The following is a 20,941-nucleotide window of genomic DNA, read 5'->3' as shown; positions in this document are numbered from 1 at the left end:
CGCAAGCGCCATGCCAATCGCCGTAATGGGTTAATGCCTGAACGGAGTAGGTTGGGATGGCTGTGGATGGACCCGGGCAGGACCCGGCAGGGGAAGACGCGCGGATCGCATCCTTGGAGGAGCGAATCGCACGAGCCGAACATGTCGAAAAGGTCAGACGGGGGACTACTGAGCAGCAGGGCGACGATGGATCGCGCCTGGGCAACAGGGTTCTCGCCGAACTGATCGGGGGTCTTGTCGGTGGTGCGCTGATCGGCTGGGTTCTCGACCGGTTGCTGGGCACTTCCCCATGGCTCCTGCTCGTCTTCCTCGGTCTCGGGATCGCGGCGGCGTTCAGGAACATCATCAGATTGACGACGACGAAGCGATCCGATCCGTAAGGGCGACGCGTCGATCCTAGTCCGAATGCAAGACGTTACAGGGGTCAACGTGGCACAATCCGGCAAAATCGATCCGATGCACCAGTTTGCGATCGAACCCCTGTTCGGTACGGATCACCTGTCGATCGGCGGGTTCAACATCGCCTTCACCAACAGCGCCCTTTACATGGTCGCTGCCGCAATCGTCCTGTGGATTTTCGTCGCGGGCGGGATGAAGCGCCAGATGGTGCCAGGCCGCTGGCAGATGTCGGTCGAATATTTCACCGGGTTTATCCGCAGCCTGCTGATCGCCAATGTGGGCGAGGGCGGCAAGAAGTACATACCTTATGTCTTCTCGCTGTTCATGTTCATCCTGCTGGCAAATCTGCTCGGGCTGCTGCCATTGGGGCTTTTCGGCCTGCATCCCTTTACCTTCACCAGCCACTTTACCGCGACCGGCGTGCTCGCGATCATGAGCTTTTCGATCGTGCTGATCGTCGGCTTCTGGAAGCATGGTCTGCACTTCTTTTCGTTGTTCGTGCCGCACGGTACGCCCTTGCCGATGATCCCGGTCATTTTCCCGATCGAGCTGATCTCTTTCATGGTGCGGCCGTTCAGCCTTGGCCTGCGACTCTTCGTCGCAATGACCGCCGGGCACGTGCTGCTCAAGGTTCTGGCCGGCTTCGTCATCAACAGCGCCAATGCCAGCCCCCTGTTCGGTTTCACCGTGGGTGCGGCCAGCTTCGTGCTGATGATCGGTATCAGCGCGCTGGAAGTGCTGGTTGCCGTCATTCAGGCATATGTGTTCGCGCTGTTGACCTCGGTCTACATCAACGACGCCGAGAACCTGCACTGATTTTCGATATTCTCTCACGTTTATAATGGTTTAGAAAAAGGAGTTACGACTATGGACGCAGAAGCCGCAAAGCTGCTCGGTGCTGGCCTGGCCGCGATCGGTGCGGGCATCGCCGCCCTGGGTGTGGGCAATGTCTTCAGCGCGTTCCTGGAAGGCGCGCTGCGCAATCCGGGTGCAGCCGACGGCCAGCAGGGCCGTCTGTTCATCGGCTTCGCCGCCGCCGAACTTCTGGGTCTGCTGGCGTTCGTTATCGCCATGATCCTGGTGTTCGTGGCCTGACATCCGCTTGGGGATCGGGCAGGGCGGTATCCGCTGTCCTGCCGATCCCTGACGACCGCGCCCTGATCGAACGGACCAAAATGCCTCAAATCGCGCAAATCGCCGAAACCTATGCCTCTCAGATATTCTGGCTGCTGGTGACGTTCGGCTTCGTCTTCTTCGTCATCGGTTTGGGCATGGTGCCCAAGGTGCAGGCGACCATGGAAGGCCGCGACGCGAAGATCACCGGTGATCTTGATGCGGCCAAGGCGGCTTTTGCCCGCGCGGACGAGGCGGAAGCCGAATATCGCGCGCGCGATGCCGAAAGCCGGGTAGCCGTACAAGCGGCCCTGGCCGAGGCCAAAGCCAAGGCGGCCAAGGCGTCCGAAGTGACGCTGGCGGATGCTGATGCGACAATAGCCGGGACCATCGGCGAAGCCGAAGCCCGGATAAAGGCAGCCAGCACTTCAGCGCTGGCAGAGATTGAAACCGTCGCGGTAGACGCCGCGCGTGACATGGTGGCTCGTATTTCCGGTTTGCAAGCGTCGGAAGATGCGGCCCGTAACGCAGTAAAGGCGGCACTCGCCCATGGCTGAGGCAGCAGTAACACATCATGATGGCGCTCCCCCGCTGAGAGACGCGATTCATGCCGAAGGCATGGAGCCGGTCGGCACGGTAGCCCATGAAGGCGTCGTTCCCCATACCGATCCCAAGGCGGTCGGCATGGATGCGACCGCCTGGGTCAGCCTGGCCATGGCGCTGTTCATCCTGATCCTCGTGCTCAAGAAGGTGCCCACGCTGATCGGCGGGGCGCTTGACGGGCGCATTGCGGCAATCAAGTCGCAGCTGGATGAAGCGTCCAAATTGCATGCCGAGGCGCAAGCGCTGAAGGCCGAATATGAAGCCAAGCTGGCAACCGCAGCCGGCGAGGCCGAAGCGATGCGCAAGTCTGCCGAGCATGAGGCCGAAACTCTGCTCGAAGATGCTAAGGCCAATACGATCGCACTGGTCGAGCGTCGCCAGAAGATGGCCGTCGACAAGATCGCCGCTGCCGAGCGAGCCGCGATCGCAGATATACGCGCCAAGGCGGTTAACGCCGCAACTGGCGCAGCCGCAACGCTGATCGCCCAGAACCACGACGCGCAAGCCGACAGGGAACTGGTGGATGGCGCGATCCGGAGCCTTGGGCCCGTCGCCTGATCCGGCAAAATCCGAGAGAAAAAACAAAAAAGGGCTGGCGCTAGATGATGCGCCAGCCCTTTTTTTATGCCCGTTACATTGCAACGGGCGACTGGAGATCGCCTGCCGGTCAGGCCGCAAGCGTGGCGTTGTCGATCACGAATCGATATTTGACGTCGCTTTTCTGCATCCGGTCGTAAGCCCGATCGATGTCCTGGGCCGCGATTATCTCAATGTCGGCAACAATGCCCTTTTCGGCACAGAAATCGAGCATTTCCTGCGTTTCGGCGATACCGCCGATGAGCGAGCCGGCAATCGCCTTACGACCGAAGATCAGAGAGGCAACCGATGGTGACGGATGAGCATGCTCCGGCACACCGACGAGGCAGAGCGTGCCTTCGCGTTTCAACAATATGGTAAAGGCATCGAGATCGTGGCTTGCCGCGACGGTATTCAGGATAAAATCGAAGCTGCCCGCATGTGCCGTCATCTGATCGGGTTCGCGCGATACGACGACTTCGTCCGCGCCAAGGTCCAGTGCGTCCTGACGCTTACTCTCTGAAGTCGTGAAGGCGACGACATGAGCGCCCAGCGCGTGGGCAAGCTTCACGCCCATATGGCCAAGCCCGCCGATGCCGACGATCCCCACCTTTTTGCCCGGTCCGACATTCCAGTGCCGCAACGGGGACCAGGTCGTGATGCCGGCGCACAGCAGCGGCGCGACCGCGGCAAGCTGGTCCTCGCCATGACCGATCTTGAGCACGAATTTGTCGTCGACGACGATGCTTTGCGAGTAGCCGCCAAGCGTGTGGCCCGGTGCATCTGGTGTCGGCCCGTTATAGGTGCCAACAAGGCCACCGCCGGTGCAATATTGCTCCAGTCCTTCGTCGCACGATGGGCACTTCTGACAACTGCCGACCATACAGCCGACGCCCACCGCGTCTCCGACAACGAAATTGGTCACTTGCGGTCCCACGGCGGTGACATGGCCGACGATTTCATGACCGGGTACGCATGGGTAGAGCGTGCCGTCCCATTCAGACCGGACCTGATGCAGATCCGAATGGCAAATACCGCAATAGGCGATGGCGATCTGGACATCGTGCGCGCCAACGGAGCGGCGTTCGATTTCGATCAGTTCGAGCGGCTTTTCGGCTGCATGGGCGCCGAAGGCTTTGACAGTCATGAGTGACCCTTTCCGGATATGAGCGCGCGAGGGCGTGCGCGGAGGTGTCCGCCCTTATTCATGGCGCGACTGGGAGATAGGATGCTGGCGGGCCGGATCAACCATTGCGCCTAATATCGCTCCCCTGCCGGCCACCCATTGCCATCGCAGCCGCCACCGCTATCTGTTGGCCATGTCCTCCCCACAGTCCCCGGATCGCTTCAACGAAGACAAGGCCAGCTATACCGTCCGTGGACAGGGGGTGCCGGATATCGACGCCGGGGTCGCCGCGATCCGGACTACGCTGAATACCCTGCCGACCCGACCGGGCGTCTACCGCATGCAGGATGCGCGGGGTGACGTGCTATATGTCGGCAAGGCCCGCGCGCTGCGCAACAGGGTCGCTAACTATACGCAAGTCGATCGCTTGCCGCGACGGTTGCAGCGCATGGTCGCGCAAACCCGGTCGATGACGATCGTCACTACCAACAGCGAGGCGGAGGCGTTGCTGCTGGAAGCGCAATTGATCAAGCGATACCGGCCGCCCTATAATGTCCTGCTGCGCGACGATAAGAGCTTTCCCTTTATCCTGCTGCGCGAGGATCATGATTTCCCCCGCGTCCAGAAGCATCGCGGCGCGCGCAAGGCGAAGGGGCGCTATTACGGCCCGTTCGCCAGCGCCGGCTCGGTGACGCGGACGATCAACGCGCTTCAAAAGCTGTTCCTGCTGCGCAGTTGCACCGACAGCTTTTTCGCCAACCGGTCGCGGCCTTGCCTGCTGTACCAGATCAAGCGCTGCTCCGCGCCATGCGTCGGCCGGATTGATGATGTGGGTTATCGCGAACTGGTGCAGGATGCGCAGGATTTTCTGGGCGGCAAATCCACCAAAGTTCAGCAAAAGCTGGGCGCGGCGATGCAGGCGGCGTCGGACGCGATGGATTTCGAGCAGGCCGCCGTGGTCCGCGACCGGCTGAAGGCGCTGACCTTCATTCAGGGCAGCCAGGCGATCAACGCCGAAGGGCTGGGGGATGCCGACATTTTCGCGCTGGCAACGAAGAACGGGGCGATGTGCATCCAGGCTTTCTTCATCCGCGGCGGCCAAAATTGGGGCCATCGCAGCTTTTTCCCGGTTCACACTGCCGAAGTGGCTGAGGATGAAGTGCTCGCCAGTTTCATGGCGCAATTTTATGAAGAAGTGCCGCCGCCCAAGCTCGTGCTGACCGACCGCCACCCGGCCGAATGCGAGCTGATGGCGCTGGCCCTGACCGAGCGTATCGGCAGCCGGGTGAAGATCGAAGTGCCCCAACGAGGGGATCGCATTCGCCTGATAAAGCAGGCGCAACGCAATGCGGTGGAAGCGCTCGACCGCAGGCTGGCGGAAACGACGACGCAGGCGAAGGTGCTGGATGAAATGGTGGAGATTTTCGGGCTGGAGGGCGTTCCGGACCGGATCGAAATCTATGACAACAGCCATATCCAGGGTGCTCACGCATTGGGTGCGATGGTGGTGGCTGGCCCCGAGGGCTTTCGCAAAAGCGCCTACCGCAAATATAATATGAAAAATCCCGAAATATCGAACGACGATTTCGCGATGATGCGCGAGATGTTCGAGCGGCGGTTCGGGCGCGCTGCGCGAGAAGACCCGGATCGCGACGGCGGCGAATGGCCCGACCTCGTGCTGATCGACGGCGGCAAGGGCCAGCTTTCCGCGGCGCGTTCCATGCTGGAGGATCTTGGGATCGAGGATGTCTGCATGATCGGCGTCGCCAAAGGGCCGCATCATGGCCGTGAGGGGCGAGAGGTCTTTCACCTGATGGACGGGCGGGAGATTATTCTGCCGCTGAATCATCCCGTGTTGTTCTATATGCAGCGATTGCGAGACGAGGCGCATCGCTTTGCGATTGGCGCGCACCGAGCCAAGCGCAGCAAAGCGATCACGGTCAGCTCGCTCGACGAAGTGCCCGGCATCGGCCCGTCGCGCAAGAAGGCGCTGCTGATGCATTTCGGCACGGCGAAGGCGGTCAAGAGCGCCGCACTGGAGGACCTGCTGCGGGCGCCCGGTGTGTCGAGGGCGGTGGCGCAGCAGGTGTTTGATTATTTCAATGGATGAGGGTCAGCGATGAAGCGGTGGATGGCAGGCATGATTACAGTGGCAGCCGGTCTCAACGCCACAGGTGGATCGACCCAGTCGGCCAACAGCGTGCCCGCTCTCTCTGGTAGCCCGTTCCGTTTTATCCATCGACCAAGCCTGAAGGCGGCAGAGGGACCTCCCTTCACCGTTATTATTGAGGAGGATTTCAGCTATGGCTGGACGGGCCGGGTCGAGAATGACGTCCACCAGACAGCGATGTTCGGAAAGGTGAAATTTAAAACGCCAATCTTTCTGGCGGGCCAAGCCGTCTACGGAATTCCGATGAGCGTTGGAGATGCCGCGGCAAACGGCGCAAAGTTATTCTGGTGCGCGCCGATTTTAGGCAGGAGGGGCTGGGCGGCAAGCTGTTCATCCCCCGGCCAGAAGGTCACCTATTCCGCGTTCACTAACGGACTGGCCGTACAGAGCTTTCTGTCCAGCACTGCCGCGGGAAGCGAGGGCCTGTCTGTGAAACCGGGACCGGTCACCGGACTGCCTGCACTGCTCCATGTCGAACATCGTGTCGGAAAATGGCACAAGACGTCCGTGGATCTGACTACGATTATATCGGCCAACAGTCAGCAAGACGGCAACGGCTTTTATACCACGATCAGGAGAGATGCTGACGGCAGCGCGCGTTTTGCTGTCGGAGGAGGAATAGTGCGCCTGTCAGAGCGCCCAGACGGCGGGTTTTCGGCCAACATTCTGAAGAACTTTACAGCAGAAGGCAGCGCCTTGATTGCGCCCTAGAAACCCCCGGCGGGCGACGCAGCGGGCGCGACGGTCCCTCGCATTTGCAAAATGAGCGAAGAGCAGCTATAAGAGCGATGCTGACGTCATTCATGACGATCTATGACGCTTCCTCGCGGCGAAACTACGCCGGCGGAAGCCTTCTGCGAAGCGCTAGCTTCCCGTCGATCATGGCTCTCTTCCAAGACTGACCAGCGTCGCGCCGTCATCGGATGGTGCGTCTTACCAAAAGTCGCGGCACTGGCCGCAAGGATTACATGCAAATTTCAAATTCTTCTATTTCTCGACCTACTCTTTCCGCCAGCTTTGGCCGCGCGTTACGCGCCGGCGCGTCGCGCTCCTCCGCGAACGGGGCATCCGATGGCACATTGTCAAACGCTGAGTTGAAGCAGATCATCGCCGACATGCTCGGCTAAACATGTCCACGCCGGGCAGGGCATCAGCTCTGCCCGGCGCTTTATTTTCAAGCCCGAAGGAAGATGCCCCGATGAGCCGTGAGATCCTGAAGCCCTTTCTGATCAGCAAGGATGAAGAAGGCGGCTATCGCCTGACCGTGCGTGATACCCGCTATAATTCGCAGGGCTATCCCATCGTCACCGCGACCCTGCAGGATGAAAAGTTCACGACGATGGCAGCGGCGAAGGCGTTCGCTCGCCAGCATTGGAATGCCGAATCCGGTCAATATTCGACGAAATAGGCTGGTGAGAAACGGCTTCGCATAGCGGCGGGCGCTGTCTGCGACTAAAGCGAAGCATGGCTGCACTCATCACCTGCGCGATCATGTGCGCCCTTCGCCATCATGGCGAACATGGCGGCGTCGCGCGGTTGCTGACGCCTGATAAAGGATTGATGGCCGGCTATGTGCGAGGCGCGCGATCGCGTGCGCTCAGGCCGGTGCTACTGCCTGGCAATCTGGTCAAGGCGGAATTTCGAGTGCGCTCGGACGAGCAACTGGCCAGCCTGACGGTCGAGCTCGGCCATAGCCGCGCGCCATTGCTGGCCGAACCTTTGCCGGCGGCGGCGATCGACTGGGCCTGTGCGCTTACGGCGGCGACCCTGCCCGAATCGGTGCCCTGTCCGGCCCTGTACGAGGCGCTGGGTGGGCTTCTATCTGCGGTGGAGGCAGCGCCGGCGGCGCGTGGGTGGGCGGTTGCGCTCGTCCGTTACGAATTGCTCCTGCTCGCGGAGCTCGGATTTGGGCTCGATCTGGCGCGTTGCGTTGCGACAGGGGCGACGACGGATCTTGCTTTCGTCAGCCCGCGTAGCGCCGCGGCCGTGAGCCTTGCCGCCGCCACGGGGTACGAAACTCGACTGCTTCGATTGCCACCTTTCATGCTGACGGGCGAGCCGGCCGACTGGGACGATATCATCGATGGCTTGAGGCTGACCGGCTTCTTTCTGGAGCGTTCCGTCCTGACGGAGGGGCGCGCGGACGTGCTCGCTGCGCGCGAGAGGCTGGTCGAACGGCTGAAAAGAGCGGTTGCGTGATGGCTGGCAGCTTCATAAGGCGCGGCGACTGGATATTAGGAGTGCTGGCATGTTGATCGCCCTGTTGCCCGGAGACGGTATCGGTCCCGAGATCGTCGCGCAGGCCAAGCGCGTACTCGACGCGCTGGCGATCGAAGACCTTACTTATGAGGACGGACTGGTCGGCGGTGCGGCCTACAAGGCCACCGGGCATCCGTTGCCGCCCGAAACGCTGGAACTGGCCAAGCGCGCGGACGCGATCCTGTTCGGCGCCGTCGGCGATCCGAGCTGCGACGCGCTGGAGCGGCACTTGCGGCCGGAACAGGCGATCCTGGGTCTGCGCAAAGAACTCGGCCTGTTTTCCAATTTGCGCCCGGCGAAGGTTTTCCCCGAACTGGCGGGCGAGTCCGCGCTGAAGCCTGAAGTGGCGGGCGCGATCGACCTGCTGATCGTGCGCGAGACCAATGGTGACGTGTATTTCGGCGAAAAGGGCTTTCGCACCACCGTCGATGGCTTGCGCGAAGGCTATGACGTCATGTCCTACAACGAGGCGGAAGTCCGCCGGATCGCACATAGCGGCTTTCAGGCGGCGCAGGCGCGGCGGGGAAAGCTATGTTCGGTCGACAAGGCCAATGTGCTCGAAACCAGCCAGCTTTGGCGGGATGTGGTGATCGAGGTGTCTGCGGAATATCCCGATGTCGCGCTCAGCCACATGTATGTCGACAATGCCGCGATGCAGATGGTTCGCAATCCCGGCCAGTTCGACGTGATCGTCACCGGTAATATGTTCGGCGACATATTGTCCGATCAGGCCAGCATGTGCGTCGGCTCGATCGGCATGCTGGCGTCAGCCACACTCAACGGCAGCGGTCAGGGGCTGTACGAACCCATTCACGGGTCCGCGCCCGACATTGCGGGCCAAGGCAAGGCCAATCCGCTGGCAACGGTTCTGTCGGCGGCGATGATGCTGCGCTACTCGCTGGGCCTTGGGGCGCAGGCGGACCGGATCGAAGCAGCTGTGGGCAAGGCGCTCGCAAACGGTGCGCGCAGCGCCGATCTGGGCGGCAGCATGACAACGGTCGAGATGGGCGACGCTGTGCTGGCGGTACTCTGATAGGTGAAGCCTGACCGGGCAAATGATTTGAGGGCAAGATGAAGCGCAAGAGCGGGCAGAACCCCGACATCACGAAGAACTGGAAGCCGGCGACGCTGGCGATCCGGGGCGGCACTGCACGGAGCGAGTGGGGGGAGACGTCGGAGGCGCTGTTCCTGACGAGTGGTTACAGCTATGATCGGGCCGAAGATGCCGCAGCGCGCTTTGCTGGCGAGCAGCAGGGCATGACCTATTCGCGCCTGCAAAATCCGACGGTCGAGATGCTGGAGCAACGCATCGCCCTGCTGGAAGGCGCGGAAGCCTGCCGCGCCACCGCCACGGGCATGGCGGCGATGACGGCGGCGTTACTGTGTCAGTTGTCGGCGGGCGACCATGTCGTCGCGGCGAAGGCGGCGTTCGGCTCATGCCGGTGGCTGACCGATTCGCTGCTACCCAAATTCGGCATCGAAACGACGACAGTCGACGGCCGCGATGTCGGTGCCTGGGAATCGGCGATCCGGCCGAATACGAAAGTCTTCTTCTTCGAAACGCCGGCGAACCCGACCATGGATATCGTCGACCTGGCGGCGGTGTGCGGTCTGGCCAGGGCCCATGGCATTACCAGTGTGGTAGACAATGCGTTCGCGACGCCTTCTCTCCAGCGCCCCATGAATTTCGGCGCGGATGTCGTTGCCTATAGCGCCACCAAGATGATGGACGGGCAGGGGCGCGTGCTGGCCGGGGCCGTCTGTGGGACGGAAGAGTGGATCACTGGCACGCTGTTGCCTTTCCATCGCAATACCGGGCCGACGCTCGCGCCGTTCAACGCCTGGGTGGTGCTCAAGGGGCTGGAGACGCTCGACCTGCGCATCCGGCGGCAGAGCGAGAATGCACTGAAGGTCGCCGCGTTTCTGGAAGGTCGCGTCGCCAAGGTGCTGTATCCCGGCCTTGAAAGCCACCCCCAGCATGGCCTCGCCATGACGCAGATGGCGATGGCCGGGCCGATATTCTCGCTCTATGTCGGCGGTGGCAGGGCGGAAGCGCATGGGCTTTTGAACGGGCTGGAACTGGTCGACATCAGCAATAATATCGGCGATTCGCGATCGTTGATGACGCATCCGGCATCGACCACCCATTATGGGATGGCGGAGGAGGCCCGGCTGGAGATCGGCGTGACCGAGGACATGCTGCGGCTCAATGTCGGCCTTGAAGACCCGGACGATGTGATCGCCGATCTCGACAAGGCGCTGGCGTCGATAGGGCGTTGACGGATCGGCTCTGCCGGGCGCATCTCTGTTGTCCATGAACGCCCTGTTTCCTTTCCATGCGACGACGCATGACATCACGGTGCATGTCGCCGTCACCTTCCTGCCCGAACAGTCGGAGCCGGACAGAGGACGCTGGTTCTGGGCCTATCATATCCGCATCGAGAATATCGGACGTCAGCCGGTACAGTTGCTGACCCGCCATTGGGTCATCACCGACGGGCGCGGGGCGCAGCATCGGGTGGATGGCGACGGCGTGGTTGGCGAGCAGCCGGTGGTGCAGCCCGGCAAAAGCTATGATTATGTGTCCGGTTGCCCGCTCAACACGCCGACCGGGTCGATGAAGGGCCGCTATCATATGCTGGGCGCGGACGGGGCGACGTTCGATATCGCCATTCCGGGATTCGCGCTGATCGCACCGGCGGTGGCGGAATGAAGCGGACGCATTTGCCGCTGAACGGCCTGCGCGTGCTGGACGCGGCGGCGCGGCATCTGTCCTTCACGCGAGCGGCGGACGAACTGGCTGTTACACCGGCGGCGGTGGGTCAGCAGATCCGCGCGCTGGAGGATATGCTGGGCGTCGTCCTGTTCCGCCGGACGCCCAAGGGGCTGGAACTGACGCCGGAAACAGAGGCGGGGCTGGACGCGCTGCGGGCCGGTTTTCTGGAGTTCGAGGAAGCCGTGCGCGCGATGCAGGCGGGGCAAGCGAGTTTGGCGCTGACCATCGCCGCGCCGCGTGACATCACGGCGAAATGGCTCCAGGCGCGGCTCGCCGCCTATGCTTCGGGACAGCCCGACCTGCGGTTCCAGCTGATCGCGGCCGATGAGGCGCTCGATTTTACCGAGGCCAATCTGGACCTTGCCTTGCGTCTGGCCGATTCGGCCGGCGAGCATGAGGGCGTGCGGATCGGCGAGGCGGCGTTCGTGACCCTGGAGGCGGCGGCCGGTGGCCCCGCGCACCGGATCGAATGGCCAGGCTGCCCTCATGGCGACGAGCCGGTGACCATCCGGGTCGCGGATGCGGGATTGGCGATCGAGGCGGCGGCGAACGGTTTTGGCCGGGCCAGCGTGCCATCGCTGCTGGCGCAGGCGGATATCGCCTCGGGCCGGGTGCGCGTTGTTGGCGAGGCGTCGCCCTCCCCCTTGTCCTACTGGCTGATCGCGCCGATGCCGCAATGGCGGCAGAAGAAGGTCAAAGCGCTGGTCGAGGCGCTGACGGCGTAATTCCCACGACGTCGCCTGTGGGCGGCGGCTTGCCGCGATGGCGCATCTGTATAGGATTTGGGTGACACAAGTGACACGCAGCGCGCGTGAGTGCGGGCGCGAGTCATTCGGACATTTTCAAGGAGCGTTGCTATGCTGGCATGACCGTGAGCCGATAGGGCAGCGGCGAATGCGGAAGTTGAGAGAAATAGGATATTTTTCGGCGCTGGCCTGATGATTTGGCCACTGTTGTATGAGGCGGGTTTCAACCAAAAGTTGTCATTTGATCGACTTTGTGCCGCGCTCCGAAGCGGACCTGACGGACAACACCTGATTTTCAGTAAGTTGGAAAAAACTGGCATCAGCTTACAGCGCCCGTGGTTGCGGGCCAAGCTGATACCACTGTTGCGGCAGATGAATATTAAGTAGCCAACCGTAAATCTGCTGACTTAGCGCGACTGATGCCAGTGCAACCGCTACACCCGCCAAGAGGTCAACCATATAGTGCCCCCCACATATCAATGCCGATACGATCATAAATATATTCAAGATTAAAACAGGAATGCGCGCATATTTGAACGACCAGCAGGCCCAAATATTGAGCAGCGCTGTCACACAGTGGTGGCTCGGGAAAGCTACAATGCCTGATGCTCCAAGGATTAGTCTTCCTCCGCCATCTCGCAAGACATTTAGATCGTGTATCCAACCGCTACTGGAAAGAGGTAATTCGTCGCTAACAAATCTGGCTAATCTTTCTTGATTAAGATATGTCCATGCCGTAGTAGCAGGAAATAATAAGAAAATTATGGATGTTAATAATGAACCGATCAGCATGGCTATCGCAAATCTTTGAAATTTATCCTGCCGTTCGAAAAAACATAGCGCAATCGCTATTATAGGGGCTTGAGATATGTTGGTGCTGTAAGAAGATTTAAGAATTTTAATTAACCAAGGCCTTGACGAGCAAAATTCCGAAAATGATTTCCAATCATAATTAATAAACTGATCTATTATTAATAGCTGCCTATCTACCAGCGGCATATTAAATACTGAGGCTGAATAGACCGTCATTATTCCTATAAGACCTATGATAGAAAGTTGCGCAACACCTTCCGCTGCTGTTGTCAAATTATGCTTATCGGAATATTGATTCAACAAAAATGCAATTGTGGACCAAGCAGAGGGAACGCTTAGGCTCCATATAAGTATAAAAGGGCTGAGTTTAAACCCTATTACACTAAATGGAACGAAGGCAATTAGGAGGACAGTCAGCAGGGAAATCCACAGGCATGGCCGGTCAATCGCAAGATTTTGATGCGCCATTATGCCATTCCCCTTTGGCGTTAGCTATGGCATATTATAAAAACGAGGATAAGAATTCCTTAATTTCCGTTCCACATCGCTATGAAAGTCGAAGCTAGATGGAATAAATGTTCTGTCGATGACCGACATCTTTGGCCTTGAGGGGAACTACATGATCGTGGCATACCCTCTATAAGGCCTGATTTTCGGTCCGATTGCCCTATTTTCGATGAGAAACACCGTCAGACTGGATATATGAGCGACGACCCAAGTTCAGGGTTTTCCGTCAGGCTGCTATTGAACCGTACTTCATCCAAAGCCGACAGTCCGCCACCCACCCAAGTTAGCCGCATACCCGCGTCACTCCGACAGCAAGTTGAGTGCCCGCGTCATCAGCGCGACGAACTTTGCGTCGTCGACCCGCGCCGCCGGATCGTTCCAGATGCCGCTGACCGCATAATATCCGCCGTCTTTCGCTCGGGCGAGGGCGTTCATGGCGATGACGCCGGGTTCGCTGCCGCCCTTGTAGCCAAGATACGCCCAGCGTTTCGCATCGGCGGGGGCGATGCCGGGGTTGATGGCGAGGATCGCGAGTGCCTCGCCGTCCTGTCGGCGCAGATGGTCGAGCAGGCGGATCTCGTCCATCGGCGAGGCGAACCATTCGATCTGATCGATCGCGGTGGGGGTTTCGGCGATGCTGCCGATGTCGATCGCGGAGGGGGCGAGGCGCGCTGCATTGTCGCCCAGCAGGGCGCGGCGGGCGGCGGGCGAGGCTTCGGCATAGCGGGCACGCAAGGGCGCATTGACGGGCATTTTGAGGGCGAAGGCTTCCGCTGTGGTGAGCAGCGGTAGCGCCTTGTCCGGGCTGGCGTGGTCTGTCTCGGCGAGCACCGCATCCACCTTGTCGCGATCGAGCGCCCACAGCAGCGAATCCGCAGCGCTGTTGTCGCTCTCCGCGATCATCGCGGCGGCGAGGCTGTGCAGCGTCATCGGCGCATTGTCGGGGTAGGTCATCAGGCGGCCGGAGAAACTCTTATGCGCGAGGGGGAGGACATCGGACCAGTGTCGGTCCCCTGCCGCGACGGCGCGGGCCGCTTCGGCGAGGATATAGAGTTTGAAGGATGAGCCGGTCGCCATCTGCGCGTCTGGCGCGCGCGCGTGGAGCAGTTGCGGGCCGGCGTCGGTGAGCTTCGCGGCGGCGAAGGCGGTGTGGCCGGGGAGGGCGGCGAGTTCCGCCATGACCTTGTCCATGCTGTCATTGGCGCGGGCGACGCCGACGATGCGAAGGCCGATCACGCGATTGGGCGCGGCGGGGGCTACGACCAGTATGAAGCCGATGGTTGCATGTTCATAGCGGATTTCGACCTGGCCGGCGGTGGCGCCATCCTGCCTGACCGCGCCCAGCGCGAGCGGCTTCCCATTCTGCTGGCGCAGATCGGCGGCGACGGCGCGCCATTGTTCGGTGGGTACGGCCTTGAGGAAGAGGTCGGAGAAGAAGTCTGCCTCTTGACCGGGCGCGGACAGGATGCGGACGAGTTGCTGCGCGCGGGAGTGATAGGCGGGGGTGGGTTGCGCGAAGGCGGGGAGGGAGAAGAGGGCGAGCCATATCGCGAGCAGTGCTCCTGCGAAAGCAGGTGGCCAGGGCCGGGTGGGTGATCTGGCACCCTGGACTCCTGCTTTCGCAGGAGAACAGGTCGGAGGGGTTATCTGGGAGGACATGGCGATCACGCGCTCCTCATGCGTCGATCGCTTCCTCGTCCACGGCGGCGGCGTTTTCCTGGATGAAGGCGAAGCGGTGGGCGGGGTTGGTGCCCATCAGCCGGTCGACCAGATCGCGCACCCCGGCGCGTTCCTCGACATCGGCGGGCAGGGTGATGCGGATCATGCTGCGGGTTTTGGGGTCCATGGTGGTTTCGCGCAACTGCATCGGGTTCATTTCGCCAAGCCCCTTGAAGCGGCTGACCTCGACTTTCTTGCCCTTAAACTCCTTTTTCATCAGCGCCTCGCGATGGGCGTCGTCCTTGGCGTAGACGCTCTTGCCGCCCGACACGATGCGGTAGAGCGGCGGCTGGGCGAGATAGAGATGGCCGCGCCGGACCAACTCGGGCATTTCCTGAAAGAAGAAGGTCATCAGCAGTGTCGCGATATGCGCGCCGTCGACATCGGCGTCGGTCATGATGACGATGCGTTCGTAGCGGAGCTGATCGGGGTTGCAATCCTTGCGCGTGCCGCAGCCGAGCGCGAGGATCATGTCGGCAATTTCCTGATTTGCCAATATCTTGGCGTTGTTTGCTGAGGCGACGTTGAGGATCTTGCCGCGCAGTGGCAGGATCGCCTGCGTCTTGCGGTCGCGTGCCTGCTTGGCCGAACCGCCGGCCGAATCGCCCTCGACCAGAAAGATTTCGGTGCCTTCGGGATCGTCGGTGGAGCAGTCGGTCAGCTTGCCGGGCAGGCGCAGCTTGCGCGCGCTGGTCGCGGTCTTGCGCTTGACCTCCTTTTCCGCCTTGCGCTTGAGGCGCTCGTCCATGCGGTCGACAACATAGGCGAGCAGCGCCTTGCCGCGATCCATATGGTCGGTCAGATAATGGTCGAAATGGTCGCGCACGGCATTTTCGACTAGCCGCGCGGCGTCGGGGGAGGTTAGACGGTCCTTCGTCTGGCTCTGGAATTGCGGATCGCGGACGAACACCGACAGCATGATTTCCGATGACGTCATGATGTCGTCGGCGGTAATGTCCTTGCCTTTTTTCTGGCCGACAAGCTCGGCGAAGGCGCGGATGCCTTTGACCAGCGCGGCGCGAAGGCCCGCTTCATGGGTGCCGCCATCAGGCGTCGGGATGGTGTTGCAATACCAGCTATAGCTGCCGTCGGACCAGAGCGGCCAAGCCACCGCCCATTCGACGCGGCCGGCGGTGCCGGGGAAATCCTGGTTCCCCGAGAAAAAGGCGCTGGTCGCGCATTCGCGGCCGCCAACCTGTTCCTTCAGATGATCGGCAAGGCCACCGGGAAACTGGAACGCCGCTTCGGGCGGGGTATCGTCAGACAGAAGTTCGGGCGCGCATTTCCAGCGGATTTCGACGCCCGCGAACAAATAGGCTTTCGAGCGGGCAAGGCGGTAGAGCCGCGCCGGCTTGAATTTCTGTTCGCCGAAAATTTCCGTGTCGGGGATGAAGGTGACGGACGTGCCGCGCCGGTTAGGCGCGGCGCCGACCTTTTCCAGACCGCTGGTGGGCAGGCCCTGCGAAAAGCTCTGGCGAAACAGTTCCTTGTTACGGGCGACCTCGACGACGGTGACGATCGACAGCGCGTTGACGACGCTGATGCCGACGCCATGCAGACCGCCGGACGTCGCATAGGCCTTGTCGGTGAATTTACCGCCCGAATGGAGCGTGGTCATGATAACCTCCAGCGCTGATTTGCCCGGAAATTTGGGATGCGGATCGACCGGGATGCCACGACCATTATCGGTGATGGTCAGGCGATTGCCCGGTTCCAGCGTGATTTCTATCCGCGTGGCGTGGCCCGCGACGGCCTCGTCCATGCTGTTGTCGAGCACTTCCGATGCGAGGTGATGCAAGGCGCGCTCGTCAGTGCCGCCGATATACATGCCGGGGCGGCGGCGGACGGGTTCCAGCCCTTCGAGCACCTCGATCGAGGAGGCGTCATAGCCGGGGGAGGAGGTGGGTTGTTTGGCAAACAGATCATCGGACATGCGACGAGGTATAAGGGCGGGCGTGGCGGGCGCAAGCGGAGCGCGTCCCGGGCACCCAGCAATAAAATGTTACAGGCGCCATGGAAACTAAGGAAGGGGCAGGTCGTTAGGGCGGGCAGGGCATATCAACCCCTTGGGCAGGAGACATTTTCATGAAGTTTACTCGGATCGCGCCGCTTGGCGCCACGCTTGCGCTCGTTCTGGCGGCGACGCCCGCCATGGCGCAGAGCGATAGCGGCGGCGTCGACTGGACCGGCCCTTATGTCGGTGGATCGTTCGGCTATACCTTCCAGAAGAAGGACAATGCCGAGCATCTTCGGTTCGATACCAACGCCGACGGTAATTATAACGATGTTGTGCGGCTGAGCGGGTCGGGCGCGGACGCCTTTTCACGCGGGACGTGCGGTGGCGCGGCGCGTGGCCGTAATCCTGGCGATGGCTGTAATGGCGACAAGGACGCGATCAGCTGGATGGGACATGTCGGCTATGACATGCAGTTCGGCAGCTTGGTCGCCGGTGTGGTGGCCGAAGGCGGCAAAGCCTATATCAGCGACAGCGTGACCGAGTTTTCCACCACGCCGCATAGCTATACGATGACGCGCCGGATCGACTGGAACGGCAATCTGCGCGCGCGCGTCGGCTACACCACGTCGGGCGGCGTCATGCCCTATATCACCGGCGGCCTCGCTTATGCCAAGGTCAAGAACAGCTTTTCGACCACCAATACGGCCGCCAATACGGGCAACGCCTTCACTGAATCCAACCGCAAGGAAGACGCCTGGGGCTGGACCATGGGTGGCGGTGTCGAAGCCAAGGTCGCACCCAATTTCTCGATCGGTGCGCGCTATCTTTGGACCCGCTACAAGACCAATGATTATAATGTGAATGTCTCGCGGGGTACGGCCACGGCGACCAATCCCTTCATCATCACGCCGTCGGGCACCACCGAGATCGGCCGTGGCGACAAGTTCGATACGCAGAGCGTGATGGCGACCGCCAGCTTCCGCTTCTGAGCCAACGCACAGAAAAAGGGCCGGCTTCCCATGGGAGGCCGGCCCTTTTCAATGGCGATCGTTTCGGCCCCTCAGCGAACCCGCGGGCCACCGAATGGCAATGGCGGGGGCGGACGGCGGGTGCCGCGCGGCAATTGCGCCTGATAGGCGCGGCCGCAATGTTCGACGCAATAAGGGAAGCCGGGATTGACCTGCTCCCCGCAGAAATGGAAGTCGGGTTCGCCCGGATGCCCGAGCGGCCATTTGCAAATCCGCTCCGTCAGGTCGAGCAGGCTGGTTTTGCCGGCGATCTCGGCGCTTGGCTTGGCGGGGACGAGCCGGCGCGGCGGGGCGGGCGGAATGGGTGCCTGCTGGTCACCGGGGCCCTGACGCAGGAAACCACCGGGGCCCACCGAAACGATTCGCGGCTGGGGCGCGGCTGGCACCGGGGGTGAATCGACGGCTGGTTCGGGCGCGTCGGGATCGACCGGCGCGGCCGCGCGGACGGGCGCAGGTTCCGGTGCCGAAACCGGCGTCGCGGCCGGCCGCGGCGCTTCGGGCTCGGGCGTGGCGACAGCGGCCGGCTTGCGCGGTGGCACCGCCTTTTTTGGTGCTTCGTTCGCCTTCACCGGCGAGGGACGCGATTGCAGGCCAAGGCGATGCGCCTTGCCGATCACCGCGTTACGGCTAACGCCGCCAAGCTCTTCCGCGATCTGGCTGGCGGTCAGGCCCTTTTCCCACATCGCCTTGAGCTGGTCGATTCGCTCGTCGGTCCAGGACAATGAAAAACTCCTCAAAATCTCTTGATCGCTTCCTATATGGGAAGCGAAGGCGCGCTTGCAAAGCCGCGCACAACGCCCTTGCGGCGCTTAACGCCAGCCGATAGTCGATCCCATCATGAACAACCAGTCCAAAATTGCAGAGTCCCTGGCGATCCCCGCGCCGTTTCACGAACCGGGCGTCAAGGTGATCCGCAACGTCAACTGGCCCGGCACTTATGCGTTGTACAAAAAGGAAGTGCGCCGGTTCATGAAGGTGCAGCTTCAGACGATCTGGGCGCCCGCGATCCAGACGCTGCTGTTCCTGGTGATTTTCTCCATCGCGCTGGGCGGCGCGGGCCGGACGGTGCTCGGCGTTCCCTTCGCCGATTTCATCGCACCGGGCCTGATCGTGGGCACAGGCATGTTGCAGGCCGCCTTCCAGAACAGCAGCTTTTCGCTGCTTGTCGGCAAGATGCAGGGGACCATCATCGACTATCTGATGCCGCCGATTTCCGCTGGCGAAATGTTGTTTGCGCTGGTCGCGTCATCGGTAACGCGGGCCTGCGCGGTGGGCATCGCGCTATGGATCGCGATGGCGCTGTGGCCGGGTGTTCATGTGACGCCGATCCACCTTTGGGCAATCGCCTGGTTCGGCATCGGCGGGTCAATGCTGATCGCATTCGTCGGCCTGCTCACCGCGATCTGGGCGGACAAGTTCGATCATGCTGCGGCGATTTCCAATTTCGTGATCGCGCCGCTTTCGCTGCTGTCGGGTACATTCTATGCGATCGACCGGCTATCGCCCTTGTTCAGGACGCTGAGCCACGCCAACCCGTTTTTCTACATCATTTCGGGGTTCCGCTATGGTTTCCTGTCGCGCGCGGACAGCAATGTGCCGACCGGAGCGGTGGTCATTCTCGCGCTGAATCTGTTACTCGGCGCGGCATGCTATGTAGCATTGCGCAGGGGGTGGAAGATCAAGGCCTGAGCGCGCCGCCGTTCAGGCGAACGCGGCGATGACCGGCACGATCAGCATCAGCAGCGTCAGCAGAGCGAAGGCCAGCGCCCAATGACGGACGCGAGGGAAGCGCCGCTGCGCCTCAATGGGCCTGATCCTCATCCGCCGATGCGGGTCAGGGCGAAGCCGGCGTCGGTGACGTCGGCGGCGGGATAGATGTTGCGCAGGTCGACGAGAACGGGCGAGCGGACGGCGGCGGCGAGGCGCGGGAGATCGAGCGCGCGGAAGATGTCCCATTCGGTGACGAGGACGACGGCGTCGGCGCCTTGCGCGGCGGCATAGGCATCGCGCGCCATGGTGACGTTCGGCATCATCGGCGCGGCAACGTCCATCCCTTCGGGATCATAGGCGACGATGCGTGCGCCGGCATCCTCGAGCGCCTGCACGATGGCGAGGCTGGGCGCATCGCGCATGTCGTCGGTGTTGGGCTTGAAGGTGAGGCCGAGCAGCGCGACCGTCTTGCCGCGCGCGTCGCCGCCCAATGCCTTGACGATCTTGCGGCCCATCGCCCGCTTGCGCAGGTCGTTGACCTGCACCACCGTCTCGACGATGCGGATCGGCGTGTCGTAATCCTGGCCGGTCTTGACCAGCGCCAGCGTATCCTTGGGGAAGCAGGAGCCGCCATAGCCGGGCCCTGCATGCAGGAATTTGCTGCCGATGCGATTGTCGAGGCCGATGCCGCGCGACACGTCCTGCACGTCCGCGCCGACCGCCTCGCACAGGTCCGCCATCTCGTTGATGAAGGTGATCTTGGTCGCGAGGAAGGCGTTGGCGGCATATTTGATGAGTTCGGCGGTGCGCCGGCCAGTGAACATCAGCGGCGCCTTGTTGAGGCTGAGCGGGCGGTAGATCTGGCTCATCACGCCGATCGCGCGCTCGTCGCCGGTGGTGCCCACGACGACGCGGTCGGGCCGCTTGAAGTCGCCGATCGCCGCGCCTTCGCGCAGGAATTCGGGGTTGGAGACGACCGCGATGGCGAGATCGGGGCGCAGGTCGCGCGCGATCCGCTCGACTTCGTCGCCGGTGCCGACGGGCACGGTCGATTTGGTGACGATGACCGCCGGGCCGTCCAGTGCCTCGACGATCTCGCGCGCGGCGGCATAGACATAGGAAAGGTCGGCATGGCCATCGCCCCGGCGCGACGGCGTGCCGACCGCGATGAAGATCGCATCCGCGCCCCTGACGCCTTGGGCGAGGTCGGTAGTGAAGGTCAGCCGCCCGGCTGCCGCGTTGGAGCCGACCAGCGTGTCGAGGCCGGGTTCGAAGATCGGCATGCGCCCCGCCTCGATCGCCGCGATCTTCCCCGCATCCTTGTCCACGCAAACGACATCATGACCGAAATCGGCGAAACAGGCCCCCGACACCAAGCCCACATAACCCGTGCCGATCATCGCAATTTTCATGAGGATTCCGGCTCCGCCACATCAGTT

21 protein-coding genes are annotated in these 20,941 nt (G+C 61.8%); 15 read left to right on the top strand and 6 right to left on the bottom strand.

The genetic code is table 11. The features are described from left to right. Window positions 1–56: 56 nt before the first annotated feature. From WG907_RS13465 to WG907_RS13445, 5 genes are all read left to right on the top strand, one after another. Window positions 57–380 carry an AtpZ/AtpI family protein gene (locus WG907_RS13465; RefSeq protein ID WP_340233491.1) on the top strand — a complete coding sequence of 108 codons (324 nt, stop codon included), beginning with the start codon at window positions 57–59 and terminating at the stop codon, window positions 378–380. A gap of 49 nt (window positions 381–429) precedes the next feature. Continuing rightward, the gene (locus WG907_RS13460; RefSeq protein ID WP_340233490.1) at window positions 430–1,215 is read left to right on the top strand and encodes a F0F1 ATP synthase subunit A; all 786 of its coding nucleotides are present in this window, start codon (window positions 430–432) and stop codon (window positions 1,213–1,215) included. Between the two features lie 51 nt (window positions 1,216–1,266). After that, window positions 1,267–1,494: a F0F1 ATP synthase subunit C gene (locus WG907_RS13455; RefSeq protein WP_006961951.1), complete on the top strand. Its 228-nt coding sequence runs from the start codon at window positions 1,267–1,269 to the stop codon at window positions 1,492–1,494. 80 nt (window positions 1,495–1,574) lie between these two features. Beyond that, on the top strand, window positions 1,575–2,069 hold the full coding sequence (locus WG907_RS13450; protein ID WP_340233489.1) for a F0F1 ATP synthase subunit B family protein: 495 nt from the start codon (window positions 1,575–1,577) through the stop codon (window positions 2,067–2,069). Continuing rightward, window positions 2,062–2,673 (top strand): F0F1 ATP synthase subunit B family protein, encoded by a 612-nt coding sequence (locus WG907_RS13445; RefSeq protein ID WP_340233488.1) that lies wholly within the window; start codon window positions 2,062–2,064, stop codon window positions 2,671–2,673. Before WG907_RS13450 ends, WG907_RS13445 begins: the two co-directional genes overlap by 8 nt. 109 nt (window positions 2,674–2,782) lie before the next feature. On the opposite strand, the gene WG907_RS13440 is transcribed toward WG907_RS13445, so the two are convergent. After that, window positions 2,783–3,838, bottom strand: coding sequence for an NAD(P)-dependent alcohol dehydrogenase (locus WG907_RS13440; RefSeq protein WP_340233486.1), 1,056 nt, complete (start codon window positions 3,836–3,838; stop codon window positions 2,783–2,785). 172 nt (window positions 3,839–4,010) lie between these two features. Between WG907_RS13440 and uvrC the strand changes: the two genes are divergently transcribed. The 8 genes from uvrC to WG907_RS13400 all read left to right on the top strand — a co-directional run bounded on the left by uvrC (window position 4,011) and on the right by WG907_RS13400 (window position 11,747). Further along, window positions 4,011–5,927, top strand: a complete 1,917-nt coding sequence (gene uvrC, locus WG907_RS13435) for an excinuclease ABC subunit UvrC (protein WP_340233485.1) — start codon at window positions 4,011–4,013, stop codon at window positions 5,925–5,927. 21 nt (window positions 5,928–5,948) lie between these two features. Continuing rightward, window positions 5,949–6,698 (top strand): hypothetical protein, encoded by a 750-nt coding sequence (locus WG907_RS13430; RefSeq protein WP_340233483.1) that lies wholly within the window; start codon window positions 5,949–5,951, stop codon window positions 6,696–6,698. 487 nt (window positions 6,699–7,185) lie between these two features. Continuing rightward, window positions 7,186–7,395 (top strand): hypothetical protein, encoded by a 210-nt coding sequence (locus WG907_RS13425; RefSeq protein ID WP_340233481.1) that lies wholly within the window; start codon window positions 7,186–7,188, stop codon window positions 7,393–7,395. Between the two features lie 56 nt (window positions 7,396–7,451). Then, entirely contained in the window at window positions 7,452–8,186 is a 735-nt protein-coding gene (recO, locus tag WG907_RS13420; protein WP_340233479.1) for a DNA repair protein RecO, read from the top strand. A 49-nt stretch (window positions 8,187–8,235) separates the two neighbouring features. After that, window positions 8,236–9,279, top strand: a complete 1,044-nt coding sequence (leuB, locus tag WG907_RS13415; protein WP_340233477.1) for a 3-isopropylmalate dehydrogenase — start codon at window positions 8,236–8,238, stop codon at window positions 9,277–9,279. 38 nt (window positions 9,280–9,317) lie between these two features. After that, window positions 9,318–10,526 (top strand): trans-sulfuration enzyme family protein, encoded by a 1,209-nt coding sequence (locus WG907_RS13410; protein WP_340233475.1) that lies wholly within the window; start codon window positions 9,318–9,320, stop codon window positions 10,524–10,526. Window positions 10,527–10,560: 34 nt separating this feature from the next. Next, the gene (gene apaG / locus WG907_RS13405) at window positions 10,561–10,959 is read left to right on the top strand and encodes a Co2+/Mg2+ efflux facilitator ApaG/CorD (protein WP_340233546.1); all 399 of its coding nucleotides are present in this window, start codon (window positions 10,561–10,563) and stop codon (window positions 10,957–10,959) included. Beyond that, complete coding sequence (locus WG907_RS13400; RefSeq protein ID WP_340233473.1) at window positions 10,956–11,747, top strand: LysR family transcriptional regulator; 792 nt, start codon at window positions 10,956–10,958, stop codon at window positions 11,745–11,747. Before apaG ends, WG907_RS13400 begins: the two co-directional genes overlap by 4 nt. A gap of 345 nt (window positions 11,748–12,092) precedes the next feature. Here the strand turns inward: WG907_RS13400 and WG907_RS13395 are convergent, their stop codons facing one another. The 3 genes from WG907_RS13395 to parE form a co-directional block, all read right to left on the bottom strand. Further along, entirely contained in the window at window positions 12,093–13,049 is a 957-nt protein-coding gene (locus tag WG907_RS13395; RefSeq protein WP_340233471.1) for a phosphatase PAP2 family protein, read from the bottom strand. Window positions 13,050–13,388: 339 nt separating this feature from the next. After that, window positions 13,389–14,747 (bottom strand): serine hydrolase, encoded by a 1,359-nt coding sequence (locus tag WG907_RS13390; RefSeq protein ID WP_340233470.1) that lies wholly within the window; start codon window positions 14,745–14,747, stop codon window positions 13,389–13,391. Window positions 14,748–14,763: 16 nt separating this feature from the next. Beyond that, on the bottom strand, window positions 14,764–16,740 hold the full coding sequence (parE, locus tag WG907_RS13385) for a DNA topoisomerase IV subunit B (RefSeq protein WP_340233469.1): 1,977 nt from the start codon (window positions 16,738–16,740) through the stop codon (window positions 14,764–14,766). Window positions 16,741–16,892: 152 nt separating this feature from the next. On the opposite strand from parE, the gene WG907_RS13380 reads away from it, so the two are divergent. Beyond that, entirely contained in the window at window positions 16,893–17,753 is an 861-nt protein-coding gene (locus tag WG907_RS13380) for an outer membrane protein (protein ID WP_340233468.1), read from the top strand. 71 nt (window positions 17,754–17,824) lie between these two features. Here WG907_RS13380 and WG907_RS13375 read toward each other — a convergent pair whose 3' ends face one another. Beyond that, entirely contained in the window at window positions 17,825–18,514 is a 690-nt protein-coding gene (locus WG907_RS13375) for a GcrA family cell cycle regulator (RefSeq protein ID WP_340233466.1), read from the bottom strand. 115 nt (window positions 18,515–18,629) lie between these two features. On the opposite strand from WG907_RS13375, the gene WG907_RS13370 reads away from it, so the two are divergent. After that, complete coding sequence (locus WG907_RS13370) at window positions 18,630–19,481, top strand: ABC transporter permease (protein ID WP_340233465.1); 852 nt, start codon at window positions 18,630–18,632, stop codon at window positions 19,479–19,481. Window positions 19,482–19,609: 128 nt separating this feature from the next. Here WG907_RS13370 and WG907_RS13365 read toward each other — a convergent pair whose 3' ends face one another. Then, window positions 19,610–20,914 (bottom strand): UDP-glucose dehydrogenase family protein, encoded by a 1,305-nt coding sequence (locus WG907_RS13365; protein ID WP_340233464.1) that lies wholly within the window; start codon window positions 20,912–20,914, stop codon window positions 19,610–19,612. Between the last annotated feature and the right edge of the window lie 27 nt (window positions 20,915–20,941).

Origin of the sequence: Sphingobium fluminis (assembly GCF_037723805.1) — a bacterium.
Taxonomy (GTDB): Bacteria; Pseudomonadota; Alphaproteobacteria; order Sphingomonadales; family Sphingomonadaceae; genus Sphingobium.
The sequence above is the reverse complement of the archived record's forward strand: the minus strand, read 5'-3'. Positions and strand labels throughout refer to the sequence as shown.

Bases quoted from the DNA above. Each gene is read 5' to 3' on its own strand.
- apaG (WP_340233546.1), top strand. From the start codon at position 10,561: ATGAACGCCCTGTTTCCTTTCCATGCGACGACGCATGACATCACGGTG.
- WG907_RS13365 (WP_340233464.1), bottom strand. From the start codon at position 20,914: ATGAAAATTGCGATGATCGGCACGGGTTATGTGGGCTTGGTGTCGGGG.
- WG907_RS13440 (WP_340233486.1), bottom strand. From the start codon at position 3,838: ATGACTGTCAAAGCCTTCGGCGCCCATGCAGCCGAAAAGCCGCTCGAA.
- WG907_RS13450 (WP_340233489.1), top strand. From the start codon at position 1,575: ATGCCTCAAATCGCGCAAATCGCCGAAACCTATGCCTCTCAGATATTC.
- WG907_RS13370 (WP_340233465.1), top strand. From the start codon at position 18,630: ATGAACAACCAGTCCAAAATTGCAGAGTCCCTGGCGATCCCCGCGCCG.
- WG907_RS13380 (WP_340233468.1), top strand. From the start codon at position 16,893: ATGAAGTTTACTCGGATCGCGCCGCTTGGCGCCACGCTTGCGCTCGTT.
- WG907_RS13395 (WP_340233471.1), bottom strand. From the start codon at position 13,049: ATGGCGCATCAAAATCTTGCGATTGACCGGCCATGCCTGTGGATTTCC.
- WG907_RS13465 (WP_340233491.1), top strand. From the start codon at position 57: ATGGCTGTGGATGGACCCGGGCAGGACCCGGCAGGGGAAGACGCGCGG.
- WG907_RS13445 (WP_340233488.1), top strand. From the start codon at position 2,062: ATGGCTGAGGCAGCAGTAACACATCATGATGGCGCTCCCCCGCTGAGA.
- leuB (WP_340233477.1), top strand. From the start codon at position 8,236: ATGTTGATCGCCCTGTTGCCCGGAGACGGTATCGGTCCCGAGATCGTC.
- WG907_RS13430 (WP_340233483.1), top strand. From the start codon at position 5,949: ATGGCAGGCATGATTACAGTGGCAGCCGGTCTCAACGCCACAGGTGGA.
- WG907_RS13390 (WP_340233470.1), bottom strand. From the start codon at position 14,747: ATGTCCTCCCAGATAACCCCTCCGACCTGTTCTCCTGCGAAAGCAGGA.
- WG907_RS13400 (WP_340233473.1), top strand. From the start codon at position 10,956: ATGAAGCGGACGCATTTGCCGCTGAACGGCCTGCGCGTGCTGGACGCG.
- uvrC (WP_340233485.1), top strand. From the start codon at position 4,011: ATGTCCTCCCCACAGTCCCCGGATCGCTTCAACGAAGACAAGGCCAGC.
- WG907_RS13410 (WP_340233475.1), top strand. From the start codon at position 9,318: ATGAAGCGCAAGAGCGGGCAGAACCCCGACATCACGAAGAACTGGAAG.
- WG907_RS13425 (WP_340233481.1), top strand. From the start codon at position 7,186: ATGAGCCGTGAGATCCTGAAGCCCTTTCTGATCAGCAAGGATGAAGAA.
- WG907_RS13455 (WP_006961951.1), top strand. From the start codon at position 1,267: ATGGACGCAGAAGCCGCAAAGCTGCTCGGTGCTGGCCTGGCCGCGATC.
- recO (WP_340233479.1), top strand. From the start codon at position 7,452: ATGGCTGCACTCATCACCTGCGCGATCATGTGCGCCCTTCGCCATCAT.
- parE (WP_340233469.1), bottom strand. From the start codon at position 16,740: ATGTCCGATGATCTGTTTGCCAAACAACCCACCTCCTCCCCCGGCTAT.